Genomic DNA, 13,834 nt, shown 5'->3' with positions numbered 1-13,834 from the left:
CAATGCTTTCGATCAAGAACCTCACCGCCTCGATCAACGGCACGCCGGTGCTCAATGGGATCGACCTGGAGATCAAGGCGGGCGAGACCCACGCCATCATGGGGCCCAACGGCTCGGGCAAGTCCACCCTGGGCAAGGTCCTGGCGGGCCATCCGGCCTACGAGGTCACCGGCGGCGAGGTGCTGTTCGAGGGCCAAAACCTCTTCGAGATGGAGGCCGATGCCCGCGCCCGGGCCGGCATCTTCATGGGCTTCCAGCACCCCATCGAGGTGCCGGGCGTGAGTAACGCGTCCTTCCTGCGCCTGGCCTACAACAAGAAGGCCGAGGCCGAGGGTCGCGACGAGCTGGATCCCCTGGAGTTCGACGACTTCATCCACGAGAAGATCAAGGTCGTGGCCATGAAGGAGGAGTTCCTGGACCGCAGCCTCAACGAGGGCTTCTCCGGCGGCGAGAAGAAGCGCAACGAGATCCTCCAGATGGCCGTGCTGGAACCCAAGCTTGCCATCCTCGACGAGCTAGACAGCGGCCTCGACATCGACGCCCTGCGAGTGCTGGGCGATGCGGTGAACAAGCTGCAGCGCGCCGACCGCGCCCTGCTGATCATCACCCACTTCCCGCGCATCCTGGAGATCATCCAGCCCCAGTTCGTCCACGTGCTGTCGGGCGGGCGCATCCTCAAGAGCGCCGGCAAGGAGCTGGCTCTCGAGCTCGAGGAGCGGGGCTACGACTGGGTGCTGGAAGAGGCCGCCGCCGGGGGGGCGCGATGACCTCGGCCGTTGCCGCGAACCTGCTCTCCGACTTGCTCAGCGGGCCCAGGCCCTCGGAGTGGGACAGCTTGCGGGAGGAGGCGGAAGCGCGGCTGGCGAGGCGCGACCTGCCCACCACCCGTGACGAGGACTGGAAATACACGGACCTGAAGGCCCTGGGCGCGATCACCTTCGGCCCTGCGCCGAGGGCCACGGTGGACGTCAGCGGCCACCTGCTGCCCGAGATGGTGGGCACCCGCCAGGTCTTCGTGAACGGACACCACGCGCCCCACGCCAGCTGTGCCTCGGCAGTTCCGGCGGGTGTTCGGTTCCTGCCCCTGTCCACCGCCAGCGAGGCCTGCCACGCCCTCGGCACGGTGGGCCCGACGCACAACCAGAGCCCCTTCGAGGACCTCAACACCGCCCGCTTCGTGGACGGCGCCGTCCTCCTGGTGCCCAAGAACCTGAAGGTGGCCCTGCCCCTGCACCTGCTCTTCCTCACGAAGGCCGAGACTCCCATCACCGTCTTCCCGCGCCTCCTGGTGGTGCTGGAGCGCGGCGCCGAGCTGGAGTTGGTGGAAGAGCACCACGGCGAGGGCACCTACCTGACCTGCCCTGTGGTGGAGATCCGTGTGGCCGAGGGCGCCGTCCTCCGCCACGAGCGCGTCCAGCGCGACAGCGACGAGGCCTTCCACCTGGGCACCCTCAAGGCCGAGGTGGCCAAGGGCGGCCAGTACCACTCCCGCACCCTGAGCTTCGGGGCCCGGCTCTCCCGGCAGCAGCCCTGGGTGCGCCTAGCCGAGGGCGCCGAGGCGACGCTGGACGGACTCGCCCTGCTGGATGGCGCCCAGGTGGCGGACACGCACAGCTTCATGCTCCATGCTGAGCCGCACGCCAGCAGCCACCAGCTGCACAAGTGCATCGTGGACGGCCATGCCCGCGCCGTCTTCAACGGCCAGGTGCTGGTGGCGCCCAAGGCGCAGGGAACCGATGCGAAGCAGCAGAGCCGCAACCTCCTCCTCTCCGAGACGGCCCGGGTGGACACCAAGCCCCAGCTGGAGATCTACGCCGACGACGTGAAGTGCAGCCACGGCGCCACCGTGGGCGCGCTGGACCCCGAAGAGCTGTTCTACCTGCAGAGCCGCGGCCTCAACGCCGACGATGCCCGCAACCTCCTCACCTACGGCTTCGCGGCGGACGTGCTCACGCACATCCCCGTGGCCAGCCTTCGGCGGGCCCTGCGTCAGCTCGTCATGGCCCGCACCCAGGCCGCTTCGCTGGGGGATCTGGCATGAGCACGGTCCTCGACCCCCTCGACGTCGCCGCCGTCCGCCAGGACTTCGCCCTCCTCTCCCGAGTGCTGCATGGCAAACGCGTGATCTACCTCGACAGTGCCGTGAGCGGCCAGATGCCACTGCCTGTCATCGAGCGCATTGCCAAGTACGAGCGGGAGGAGCACACCAACGTCCACCGGGGCGTGAGCACGCTGAGCCAGGAGGCCACGGACTTCTACGAGGCCGCCCGGGAGAAGGTTCGCCGGTTCCTCGGCGCCGGCTCCATCAGGGAGATCGTCTGGACCCGCGGCACCACGGAGGCCATCAACCTCGTGGCCCAGACCTACGGCCGGATGCATGTGAAGGAGGGCGATGAGATCCTGCTCTCCGCCATGGAGCACCACGCCAACATCGTGCCTTGGCAGATGCTGGCCCAGGAGAAGGGCGCCACGATCAAGGTCATCCCCATGACCGATGCGGGCGAGCTGATCCTCGACTCGCTCGATGAGCTCATCACCGACCTCACCCGGATCATCGGTGTGGTGCACGTCAGCAACGTGCTCGGCACCGTGAACCCGGTGAAGGAGATCATCGCCCGCGCCCACGCCAAGGGCGTGCCCGTGCTGGTGGACGGCGCCCAGGCCGTTCCGCACCTGAAGGTGGACGTGGTGGACCTGGACGCGGATTTCTACGCCTTCAGCGGCCACAAGCTCTCGGGCCCCACGGGCATCGGCGTCCTCTACGGCAAGCTGGCCCACCTGGAGGCCATGCCCCCCTGGCACGGCGGCGGCAACATGATCCGCTCCGTCTCCTGGGAGAAGACCACCTACATGGCCGCCCCCGGCAAGTTCGAGGCGGGCACGCCCCCCATCGCTGCCGCCATCGGCCTCGGCGCGGCCATCGACTACCTCAGCGCCCTGGGCCTCGACCGCATCGCCGCCCACGAACACGACCTGCTCACCTACGCCACCGAGCAGCTCTCCGCCATCCCCGGTCTGCGCATCCTCGGCACGGCCAAGGACAAGGCCAGCGTCATCTCCTTCGTGGTGGAGGGCATCCACCCCCACGACATGGGCAGCCTGCTGGACGGCGAGGGCGTGGTCGTCCGCGCCGGCCACCACTGCGCCCAGCCCGTCATGACCCGCTTCAATGTCCCCGCCACCACCCGCGCCTCCTTCGCCTACTTCAACACCCGGGACGAAGTGGACGTGCTGGTTTCCGCCATCCTCAAGGCCATCGAGCTGTTCACATGAGCGACCCCCGCGAGCTGTACCAGCAGGTCATCCTGGAGCACAACAAGAAGCCGCGGAACTTTGGGAAGCTGGAGAACTGCACCCACCACGCGGAGGGGCACAACCCGCTCTGTGGCGATCAGCTGGAGCTGTCGCTGATCATCGAGAATGGCCATGTGCAGGACATCAAGTTCACCGGTACCGGCTGTGCGATCGACGTGGCCAGCGCCAGCCTCATGACCGGGGCCGTGAAGGGCAGGCCCGTGGCCGAGGCCGAGGCCATGGCCGAGCAGTTCCGCGGCATGGTGCGCGGCGAGCTGGAGCCCGGTGCCGGAACCCCCCTGCTCGGCAAGCTCACCCTCTTCAGCGGCGTCAAGGACCTGCCCAGCCGCGTCAAGTGCGCCGTCCTTCCCTGGGCCACCCTCCACGCCGCTTTACGAGGCGAGGAAGAAGCGAGCACCGAATGAAATTAACCGCGAAGCCCACCAAGACCACGAAGGTGTGCCTCCACGCTTTCCCTTTTGTCTTGGGTGTTTCTTCGTGGTCCTCCTGTCTTCGTGGTGAGAATCTCTGATGCCAAAAATTGCCGAAATCGAGTACACGCCCAATCCCAACGCCGTGAAGTTCGTGCTGAAGGAATCGGTGGCCGTGGGCTTCCCCAAGTCCTTCCCCAGCGTGGAGACCGCCGAGCACGACGAGCTGGCGAAGAACCTCTTCGCCGTGGGGAACGTCACCTCGGTGTTCATGCAGGACAAGTTCCTCACGGTCACCAAGACCGACGACAAGGGCTGGCCCGAGATGCTGCCCCTGCTGGCCGCGCCCATCCGCGCCGCCGCCGGCACGGGCGGTGGCGCCGGCGCCCCGGTCGCCCCAAAGATGTTCACGAAGATCGAGGACGAGAACGACCCCATGCTGCGCGACATCCGCATGGTGCTGGAGAGCGCCATCCTGCCGGCCCTGGCTGCAGACGGCGGCGGCCTCGGGCTCATCGGCCGCCACGAGAAGCAGGTCATGATCCGCTATGTGGGTGCCTGTGGTTCCTGCCCCGCCAGCCTCACCGGCACCCTGGTGGCCATCGAGGGCATGCTGCAGAAGGAAGTGGATCCGGAGATCGTGGTGATCTCGGTCTAGGCCAGGCGGAACCGGACCTCGGAGCGCCCTTCGGGCCCCTCGGGCGAGAACCGCTGCTGAAGCACGGACACCGCCTCCCGGCCCAGGCGTAGGATCGTCGAGGCGCGGGTGCCGTAGGTGGGTGTGCGGATGAAGGCCGGCGAGAGGGCCCACTCCCATTCCAGCGCCACGCCGGTGCTGGGCAGACGCTCGTCCGGAAAGGGCTCGGCCTCCTGCAGCAGGGCCAGGAGCGCCGCGTCATCCCCTTCAGCATCGACCAGCCCCGCCTTGAGCTGCTCGACCTTGGGCCAAGGCTCGTCGAAGTCCCCATTGGAGAAGGCGTGGATGCCCGGCGTGAAGGAGACCACCCGATCCCGGCGGCTCTCGAAGCCGAGCAGGTCCCGGCCATCGTAGAGCAGCAGGTTGAAGGGGTTGTAGCGGTCTGCCTCCGTGCGGACCTCATCCAGGAAGGCTCCGACGGTGTGCCCCCCCTCCAGGAACCGCACCGGCAGCAGGCCCCGGGTGGCGCGGTCCGGCCGGGTCCTGGAGGGGTCCCGGTGGTTGGTGAGGGCGGCGAAGCGGCCCCCGGCGCTCACGCCCAGCCAGGTGCCACCGGCCTGGATATCCCGTCCCGCCAGGATGCGGCCCCCCTCCCACCAGGCCATCGGAGCCGTGGGACGGGCGTAGAACTCGTCCCGGTTCGCGGCCACCACCAGGGGCGTCTCGCCGGGGGGATCCCACTGGAAGGCAATGAGGCACATGGCTTCATTCTGCTCCGCTCCCGGTAATACAGAAGCGGGCCTGCAGGCCCGCTTCGTACGATTCCCCAGTGCCTGGAAGCTAGAGCGTCAGGACGACCTTCACGCCGGCCGTGACGGCGCTGGCCTCCACGTAGCCGATGAACTTCGGGTTCTCTGCGACCTGCTTGACGACCTCGGCGCTGGTCGGAAGTGCCTTGGGGGCGCGGGCGGCGCCGGAGAACTCCAGCTTCGACCAGTGGGCCTTCATCTGGGCTGGGGCCTTGTTCGCGATGGCCTGGTAGAAGGCCTTGCGGAGAGGCGCGTCCTCGGCCAGGTCCAGGGCCTCGGCCTGACCACCCGTGATGAAGGTCCGGGACTGGCCGAGGAAGATCTGGGCAGCCTGTTCCTTGGTCAGCTTCGAGATGGGGTTCTTCGCGGAGACGATCACGACCTGTGCGCTGGCGGGAATCACGAGGGACAGGGTGGCGAGCGTGGTGATGAGGATGTTCATGCGCCCCTCCCTAGAACACGAAGTCAAAGGCGAGTGTGACCAAGTTGTAGCTTTCACCTAGCCTGAAGGCCGGTTGTGTGTTCACCAGAGCCCCGTAGGATCCGGTGGCATTCTTCACCCAATCGCACTGGAGCTTCAGATCCATGTTGGCGTGGAAGTCCCAACGCAAGCCTATCGCTGTGCTCGACTGGGCCTGGTTGGTATTCGCGAGGACGTTGGCGATGACATCGTAGGGCCTGGGCGTGTTGCCATCCAGACCAAAGGCAATGGCCGGAGGTGGGTTGGAGATGTGGGTGTCGTTCTTGCGCTGGGCCACCGTCAGGTAGGGGGTCCAGGCACCGAAACGCACGCCAGCCGTAAGGTAACCGGCCGTGGCCTGGGGCAGCATGATCTCGTCCCCGGCATTGCGGGCCAGTTCTCCAGTCACGAACCATCCGCCGGGGTCATAGGTGTAGCCCAGGCTCGTATAGGTAATGGTCTTGTTCTTGATCTGGTACTTGTCCGCCATGGCAGGGTCGTAATAGGGGTTCGGCATGGGCCCATAGCCGACGTCAACGAGCTCCGCACGGAGCAGGTTGAAGGGCGAGAACGGGTCGCTGGAATTGTCGATGCCTGAGTTGTCATACGAGCTCTTCAGGCTGGTGTGGTAGGCCCGGAACGTGGAGGAGCCCGAAGTGACCGTGAGGGACAATGCGCCGCCATTGCCCTTGAACTGGGCCGTGCTGTTGGCACCGGCGGTCTTCACCTTGGAGGACCCGCCTCCTAGCTGCCAGAACAGCGCCACATCACCGACGTTGTGCCGGAAGCCGATGTCGGCACCATCGAAGGACGTGATGGGGTTGAACTGGTAGACCTCCACGGGGGGGCGAACCCAGGGCATGGAGTAGCCCACCATCCGGTAGTCGGAGATGAGGTAGGCGGAGAAAGGCATGCGCCCGACCCGGAAAGAGAGACTGGGCGTGGCCTGGATCTTGAGGTGGGCCATGTTCAGGTAGGGGGTGTAGGTGTCGTCGTAGCGGTGGTCCGAGATGACCTGGAAGGCGGCCGAGAAGACATCCCCGAACTTCACGTCGGCCTGGAGACCCACCCTCGAGTCCACCCCGAAATCCACGCTCCTGGTGAACCCGGGCCCGTTGTATTGGACGGCGGTGGACGTGAAGTCTGCGTTCTTCTCGCTGGACCGGGTGCCCGCCAGCGTGCCGAAGCCGCTGAACTTGAAGGTCGGCCCCGATTGGGCGTAGGCGCTGGTGGCGATGAGTGCCAGCGCCAAGCCCGGGATTGTAAAGGACGTCTTGGCCATGGGGCCTCCGTGAGCAGTAACCTGCATATGCGGGAAGTTATCGGCCCGGGTGACATGTCCTTAAGAAATGGGCCGGCACCCATTCCTCAGATCCGCCACCCAGGCTGGGCCTTCTCCATTTTTCCCTAGCCCTGTGTGGGTTTCCTCGGTAGGCTGTTCGTTCTGCCGGACTTCGTGTGCCGGGATTCCAGCCCACCGCCAGAGCGCGGGGGCTAACCAAAGAGGTGGACTTCATGTCCAAGTTAGAAGCAATCATCAAGGGCCTAGGCTCCAAGCAGATGGGCCGCATCACCGTGCTGGACTCGGGATACGTCGAGGACGGCAGCGAGGAGGGCCAGGAGTTCATGGCCGCCCTGCAGGGTGAGACCCGTGGCCTCCGCGAAGAAGAGGTCGTGCGGGGCGTCGTCGTGGAGATCCGCGGCAAGGACGTCATCGTCGACATCGGCTACAAGGGGTCGGGCACGGTCAACCTCGACGAGTTCAACAACCCCGACGGCACGCAGGGTGTGCAGGTGGGTGAGGTCGTCGAAGTGCTGCTCGAGATGCTCGAGGACGCCAACGGCAACGTTCGCCTCAGCCGCGAGCGCGCCGAGAAGATGAAGATCTGGGACGAGGTCGAGAAGGCCTTCCGTTCCAACATGACTGTGCACGGCACCGTGCTCGAGAAGGTCAAGGGCGGCCTGGCCGTCGACATCGGCATCCGCGCCTTCCTGCCCGGTAGCCAAGTGGACATGAAGCCTGTCCGCAACCTGGATCCCTACCTCGGCAAGTCCTTCGACATGAAGGTCATCAAGGTCAACCGCCGCCGCGGCAACATCGTGCTGTCCCGCAAGCTGTTCCTGGAGACCATCAACGCGAGCCTGAAGGAAGAGACCCTCGCGGGCCTCGAGGAAGGCAAGCTGGTCGAGGGCGCCATCAAGAACATCACCGAGTACGGCGCCTTCGTCGACCTCGGCGGCGTGGACGGCCTGCTGCACATCACCGACATGTCCTGGGGCCGGCTCAACCACCCCAGCGAGATGTTCCAGGTGGGCGACAAGGTCGAAGTGGCCGTGCTCAAGTACGACAAGGAGACCGAGCGCGTCAGCCTCGGCTACAAGCAGAAGTTCCCGGATCCCTGGCTCTCCGTCGAGGAGCGCTATCCCATCCAGGCCACCGTCAAGGGCAAGGTCGTGTCGATCACGGACTACGGCGCATTTGTTGAGCTGGAGCCCGGCATCGAAGGCCTGGTCCATGTCTCCGAGATGAGCTGGACCAAGAAGGTCAAGTCCGCCAAGGGCATGGTCAACCTGGGCGACCAGGTCGAAGCCATCATCCTGCAGGTGGATTCCGAGAACCGCCGCATCAGCCTCGGCATGAAGCAGATCACCCCCAACCCCTGGATGGCCATCGCCGAGAAGTACCAGCCCGGCATGATCGTCACGGGCACCGTGCGCAACATCACGGAGTTTGGCGCCTTCATCGAACTGGAAGAGGGCATCGACGGCCTGATCCACGTGTCCGACTTCAGCTGGACCAAGAAGATCAAGCACCCCGGCGAGATCGTGAAGAAGGGCGACGAAGTCACTGCCAAGGTCCTCAACCTGGACCCCCTGGCCCAGCGCATGAGCCTCGGCGTGAAGCAGATGGAGCCCAACGTCTGGGAGATCTTCTTCGAGAACAACAACGTGGGTGCCGTCATCACCGGCAAGATCGCCCGCCTGACCGACTTCGGCGCCTTCGTCGACCTCGGCGACGGCATCGAGGGCCTGGTGCACGTCTCCGAGCTGAGCCGCAAGCGGGTGGAGGACATCCAGAAGGAGTTCGCCGCCGGCCAGGAGCTCATTATGAAGATCGTGAAGCTCGATCCCACCGAGCGCCGCATCGGCCTCTCCGTCAAGCAGCTGGAGCAGGACATGGAGCGGGGCGACATGGATGCCGCCAAGGCCCGCCAGCCTGAGTTCAAGAAGGCGACCCTGGCTGACGCATTCAACAAGCTTGAGCGCGAGTAGCTCTCAATATCCAACCGTAGGCGAGGCCCCCGCAAGGGGGCTTCGCGCTAGCTGGATCCATACCTCGTGACCCGTGGCATGATGAGGGATTCCCCCGGGAGTCCCCATGCTGCGTGCCCTTGCGCCGTTCCTGAGCCTCGCCCTGCTGGCCCAGCCCACGCCCTACCAGAAGGCGCCGAAGGCCATCCAGGCCGTGCTGGACGCTCCCGGCACGCCCTCGCTGATCCTCAGCCCCAGGGGCGACCGCTTCCTGCTGGCGGAGTTCGAGCGCCACCCCTCCATCAAGGACTTGGCTCAGCCCATGGCGCGCCTGGCCGGGCACCGGTTCAATCCGCGCACCCGCGGCCCCCATGCGCCTCGAAGCCTGAAGACCCTCGCCCTCCAGCAGCTGGAGGGCCCCGCCAAGGCCATCGCCCTGCCTGCGGGCGTGAGCCTCGGCCAGCCGCGCTGGTCCCCAGACGGTTCCCATTTCGCGCTGATCGGTGCGTCGGCCCAGGCCACCGAGCTGTGGCTCGGCGAGGCCGCCACCGGGAAGCTGCATCGGATCCGGGGCCTGAACCTGAACGCCGTGCTCGGCAGCCCCCTCGACTGGATGGCGGACGGCAGCCTGCTCTGCAAGGCCGTGCCCGCCGCCCAGGGGCCGGAGCCCAGCGCCCCCGAGGCGCCCCAGGGTCCCCGGATCCAGGAGAACGAAGGCAAGACCGCCCCCGCACCCACCTACCAGGACCTGCTCCAGAACGCCCAGGACGAGGCCCGCTTCGAGTTCCTCGGACAGTCCCAGCTGGTGCGGGTGAACCCCGCCACGGGTGCCCTCAAGCCCCTCGGCAAGCCCGGCCTCTACGCCAGTGTGCAGCCCTCACCGGACGGCCGCCTCATCCTGTTGTCCCGGTTGCAGCGGCCCTTCTCCTTCCTGGTGCCCAGCCAGCAGTTTCCCGTGCGGGAAGAGGTCTGGGATCGCTCGGGGGCCCTCGTGCACCTCGCCGCGGACCAGCCCCTGGCCGAGGGCATCCCGATCGAAGGCGTGCGCACCGGGCCCCGCCGCCTGCACTGGCGGCCCACGGAGCCAGCCACCCTGGCCTGGACCGAAGCTCTGGATGGCGGCGATCCCAAGCGCAAGGCCGACTTCCGCGATCGGCTCCTCGTGCAGGCGGCCCCCTTCAAGACAGCGCCCACCGAGCTGCTGCGGCTCAAGGCGCGCCTGATGGGCCTCGAGTGGTCAGAGGGCGGCAACCTCGCCGTTGCGCGGGAGGTCGACCGCGACCGCCGCTGGGTGCGCACCTGGCTGCTGGATCCCGGGAAACCCGGCGAGGCTCGCCTCGCCTTCGACCTCAGCAGCAACGACCGCTACCGCGATCCCGGCAGCTTCCAGTCGAGGCTGCTCCCGAACGGCCACGCGGCCCTGCGCCAGCTGGACGGGCGCCTGTTCCTGGTGGGCATGGGCGCCACGCCCGAGGGCGACCGGCCCTTCCTCGACCGCTTCGACCCCGCGACGCTCAAGAGCGAGCGCCGCTTCAGGTGTGAGGAGGGCCGCTTCGAAGCCCCCATGGCCCTGCTGCCGGACGGCCGCTTCATCAACCGCCGCGAGAGCCCCGCGGAGGCCCCGAACTACGTGCTGCACGGCGCAGCACCCAAGGCCCTCACCGCCTTCCAGGATCCCCTACCCCAGCTGCGGAAGATCCAGAAGAAGCTGGTGAAGTACACCCGTCCCGATGGCGTGGCGCTCAGCTTCACGCTGTACCTGCCGCCGGACTACCAGGCCGGCGAGCGGCGTCCCGCCGTGGTCTGGGCCTATCCCATGGAGTTCACGGATGCCGCCACGGCGGGCCAGGTCAGCGGCTCCGCGAACCGCTTCACCACCCTCGGTGGCATGTCGCACCTGTTCTTCCTGCTGTCGGGCTACGTGGTGCTCGACAACGCCACCATGCCCGTGGTGGGGGATCCCAAGACCGTGAACGACACCTTCCTCGACCAGGTCGTGGCCAGCGCCAAGGCCGCCATCGACAAGGCCGACGAGCTGGGCGTCATCGACCCCGGGCGCGTGGGCGTGGGCGGGCACAGCTATGGCGCCTTCATGACGGCGAACCTGCTCGCGCACTCCAGCCTGTTCCGGGCCGGCATCGCCCGCAGCGGCGCCTACAACCGCACCCTCACACCCTTCGGCTTCCAGAGCGAAAAGCGCACTCTGTGGGAGGCGCCCGACATGTACCTGAAGGTGTCCCCCTTCATGGCCGCCAACAAGTTCAATGCCCCGATCCTGCTCATCCACGGCGAGGCCGACAACAACTCGGGCACCTTCCCCATCCAGAGCGAGCGGCTCTACGCGGCACTGAAGGGCAACGGCCAGACGGCCCGCTACGTCACCCTGCCCCTGGAGTCACACGGCTACAGCGCCCGGGAGTCCATCGAGCACACCCTGTGGGAGATGCTGCGCTGGTTCGACAAGCACCTGAAGAAGTGATCACTCTGCCACCGCCCCGCTGTCGGTCCACCGCCTCGTATCCGCAGCGCCTTGGACCTGGCCATCCCACACCAGGATCACTTGGGCGCAGCCCTGCTTTTTCACCTCCTTGAGGGTGTGGCCCATGGCCTTCAGCGCGGACTGCGTGGCGGCAGGCAGGTCCGCCTCCACCTGGATGCGGTCCGGCAGCCACTGGTGGTGGAAGCGGGGCGCGTCCACGGCAGCGCGGGCGTCCAGGCCGAAGTCCACCACGTTGAGCACCGTGTTCAGCACTGTGCTGGGAATGGTGCGCCCGCCGGGACTACCGCTCACCAGCAGCGCCTTCCCGCCCTGCACGAGGATGACCGGACACATGCTGGAGAGCGGCCGCTTGCCCGGCTGGGCCAGATTCGGCACCGTGCCGATGAGGCCCGTGGCATCGGTCAGGCCCGGCCCGGCATTGAAGTCGCCCAGCTCGTTGTTCAGCAGGAAGCCCCCGCCGGGCACGATGCGCTTGAGGCCGTAGCTGTCCTCCAGCGTGTAGGTGAGGCTCACCGCGTTCCCCTTGCGGTCCAGCACCGAGAGGTGCGTGGTGTCGGGGCGGTCGGTGGGCCAGGTGAAGCGGTCCGGCACGGAGGTGGACGCGCGGTCCACGCGGATCGTCGCCCGCAAGGACGCAGCGTGTTCCTTCGAGAGCAGGCGGAGCAGGGGCATGTCCCCGTTGAAGCCCGGATCGCCCAGGAACTGCGCCCGGTCCGCGAAGGCCCGGCGGAGCGCCTCGGAGGCCAGGTGGACGGTTGTCGCCGAGGCGGCCCCCGCGGCCTTCAGGTCGTAGCACTCAAGCACGTTCAGAGCCTCGATCAGCACCTGGCCGCCGGAGCTGGGCGGGGGTGCGGCCAGCACTTCCACACCCCGGTAGCTGCCACGCAGGGGCTGGCGCCAGCGCGGCCGGTAGGCGCGCAGATCCGAAGCCCGGAGCAGGCCGCCCCCGGCCTCCATGTCGCGCAGGATGAGGCGGGCGGTGGCGCCGCGGTAGAAGTCCGTCCAGCCCTTCGCCAGACGATCCAGGGTGCGGGCCAGGTCGCGCTGCACCAGCCGGTCCCCGGCCTTCAGCGGCTCGCCGCCGCGGCTGAACTGGGCCAGGGTGGGCGGGTGCTTCCGGAACTCGGGCAGCTGCTTCTCCAGGCTCGCCGCCTGATTCTCCGTCAGCGCAAAGCCCTCGCGCGCCAGCCGGATGGCGGGACGCAGCAGGCGCGCCCAGGGCAGGCGCCCCTCCCGTTTCCAGGCGGCGCGCAGACCGGCCACGGTGCCCGGCACACCCACGGCGGCCAGGCTCGCGTGGTGCCGCGGCTCATCGTAGGTGCCGTCCTCCTTCAGCCACATCCGAGGGTGGGCTGCGGCAGGCGCGGTCTCGCGGAAATCGAGGAAGGTGGCCTGACCCGAAGTAGGCCGCGACAGCAGGAAGCCGCCGCCACCCAGGTTGCCCGCGGCGGGATGCACCACTGCCAGCGCGAAGGCCGTGGCCACGGCCGCATCCACGGCGGTGCCACCGTCGCGCAGTACCTGGGCGCCAGCCTCCGAAGCCAGCCGCTCCTGGCTCACGACCACGCCCCGCACGGTCTGCGCCGGGGCCGCTAGCGTGAGGACCAGGGCCAGGGACAGAGGAAGGCGCATGGAAGCTCCAGAGGAACGGATGCCTAGAGTCTGTCATCCTCGGAGGCATGTCCCGCATGGCTTCTCTCCCTGGATCCACCTCCCAGACGCGCGGCGAGGAATTGGCCAACAGCCTAACCCACGGGCTGGGCGCGGCGCTGTCCATCGCGGGCCTGGTCCTGATGGTGATCACCGCGGCCATCCACGGCACCGCCCGGGACGTGGTGGGGGCCTCGATCTTCGGCTCCAGCCTGATCCTGCTCTACCTCATGTCCACGCTTTACCACGCCTTCCGCGGTCCGCGGGTGAAGCTGGTCTTCAAGGTCTTCGACCACTCCGCCATCTTCATCCTCATCGCCGGGACCTACACGCCCTTCTGCCTGTCGGCCCTGGGTCGGACGCGACCCGGCTGGGGCTGGACCCTCTTTGGCCTGGTCTGGGGTCTGGCGGTGGTGGGCATCGTGTTCAAGGCCGTGTTCTACGCGCGCCTGGCCAAGCAGATCTTCCGGCCGCCCGCGGTGGACCACCTCCATGCCATGCCCAGCGATACGGACATGGATCCGGCCTTCGCCAAGCGCATGGGCTGGATCTCGACCTGCATCTACCTGCTGATGGGCTGGCTCATCGTCATCGCCGCCGTGCCTTTGGGAAAATCCCTGTCGACCCACGGCCTCTACTGGCTCTTCAGCGGCGGGTTCTTCTACAGCGCGGGCGCCGCAATCTACAGCCTGGAGCGGCTGCGCTTCCACCACGCCCTCTGGCACCTCTTTGTGGTGGCCGGCAGCGCCTGCCACGTGTTCGCCGTGCTCTTCCACGTGTTCCCGGGGAAGTAGGCGCGCG

General features: G+C 67.4%; 12 protein-coding genes. 8 read left to right on the top strand and 4 right to left on the bottom strand.

The genetic code is table 11. The features are described from left to right. Positions 1–2 precede the first annotated feature (2 nt). The 5 genes from sufC to WAS25_RS03770 all read left to right on the top strand — a co-directional run bounded on the left by sufC (position 3) and on the right by WAS25_RS03770 (position 4,383). Entirely contained in the window at positions 3–767 is a 765-nt protein-coding gene (gene sufC, locus WAS25_RS03790; protein WP_422310178.1) for a Fe-S cluster assembly ATPase SufC, read from the top strand. Then, complete coding sequence (gene sufD / locus WAS25_RS03785) at positions 764–2,041, top strand: Fe-S cluster assembly protein SufD (RefSeq protein ID WP_422310177.1); 1,278 nt, start codon at positions 764–766, stop codon at positions 2,039–2,041. Before sufC ends, sufD begins: the two co-directional genes overlap by 4 nt. Continuing rightward, on the top strand, positions 2,038–3,273 hold the full coding sequence (locus WAS25_RS03780; RefSeq protein WP_422310176.1) for a SufS family cysteine desulfurase: 1,236 nt from the start codon (positions 2,038–2,040) through the stop codon (positions 3,271–3,273). Before sufD ends, WAS25_RS03780 begins: the two co-directional genes overlap by 4 nt. After that, the gene (sufU, locus tag WAS25_RS03775; RefSeq protein ID WP_422310175.1) at positions 3,270–3,719 is read left to right on the top strand and encodes a Fe-S cluster assembly sulfur transfer protein SufU; all 450 of its coding nucleotides are present in this window, start codon (positions 3,270–3,272) and stop codon (positions 3,717–3,719) included. Before WAS25_RS03780 ends, sufU begins: the two co-directional genes overlap by 4 nt. Before the next feature lie 106 nt (positions 3,720–3,825). Continuing rightward, complete coding sequence (locus WAS25_RS03770) at positions 3,826–4,383, top strand: NifU family protein (protein ID WP_422310174.1); 558 nt, start codon at positions 3,826–3,828, stop codon at positions 4,381–4,383. Here WAS25_RS03770 and WAS25_RS03765 read toward each other — a convergent pair. From WAS25_RS03765 to WAS25_RS03755, 3 genes are all read right to left on the bottom strand, one after another. After that, positions 4,380–5,123, bottom strand: coding sequence for an NRDE family protein (locus tag WAS25_RS03765; protein ID WP_422310173.1), 744 nt, complete (start codon positions 5,121–5,123; stop codon positions 4,380–4,382). The genes WAS25_RS03770 and WAS25_RS03765 overlap by 4 nt on opposite strands. A gap of 79 nt (positions 5,124–5,202) precedes the next feature. Next, positions 5,203–5,613 carry a hypothetical protein gene (locus WAS25_RS03760; RefSeq protein ID WP_422310172.1) on the bottom strand — a complete coding sequence of 137 codons (411 nt, stop codon included), beginning with the start codon at positions 5,611–5,613 and terminating at the stop codon, positions 5,203–5,205. Positions 5,614–5,623: 10 nt separating this feature from the next. Next, on the bottom strand, positions 5,624–6,913 hold the full coding sequence (locus tag WAS25_RS03755; RefSeq protein ID WP_422310171.1) for a hypothetical protein: 1,290 nt from the start codon (positions 6,911–6,913) through the stop codon (positions 5,624–5,626). Positions 6,914–7,146: 233 nt separating this feature from the next. On the opposite strand from WAS25_RS03755, the gene WAS25_RS03750 reads away from it, so the two are divergent. Together WAS25_RS03750 and WAS25_RS03745 are read left to right on the top strand one after the other, a co-directional pair. Further along, complete coding sequence (locus tag WAS25_RS03750; RefSeq protein ID WP_422310170.1) at positions 7,147–8,904, top strand: 30S ribosomal protein S1; 1,758 nt, start codon at positions 7,147–7,149, stop codon at positions 8,902–8,904. Between the two features lie 106 nt (positions 8,905–9,010). Then, positions 9,011–11,362, top strand: a complete 2,352-nt coding sequence (locus tag WAS25_RS03745; protein WP_422310169.1) for a prolyl oligopeptidase family serine peptidase — start codon at positions 9,011–9,013, stop codon at positions 11,360–11,362. On the opposite strand, the gene ggt is transcribed toward WAS25_RS03745, so the two are convergent. After that, entirely contained in the window at positions 11,363–13,015 is a 1,653-nt protein-coding gene (gene ggt, locus WAS25_RS03740; RefSeq protein WP_422310168.1) for a gamma-glutamyltransferase, read from the bottom strand. Between the two features lie 56 nt (positions 13,016–13,071). Here ggt and trhA point away from each other — a divergent pair, with 56 nt between their 5' ends. Further along, positions 13,072–13,827 (top strand): PAQR family membrane homeostasis protein TrhA, encoded by a 756-nt coding sequence (gene trhA / locus WAS25_RS03735; RefSeq protein WP_422310167.1) that lies wholly within the window; start codon positions 13,072–13,074, stop codon positions 13,825–13,827. The last annotated feature ends 7 nt before the right edge of the window (positions 13,828–13,834 follow it).

Source organism: Geothrix sp. (assembly GCF_049292215.1).
In the GTDB taxonomy this organism is placed as follows: domain Bacteria; phylum Acidobacteriota; class Holophagae; order Holophagales; family Holophagaceae; genus Geothrix.
Note: the sequence above shows the minus strand (reverse complement) of the source record. Positions and strands in the feature narration are given on the sequence as shown.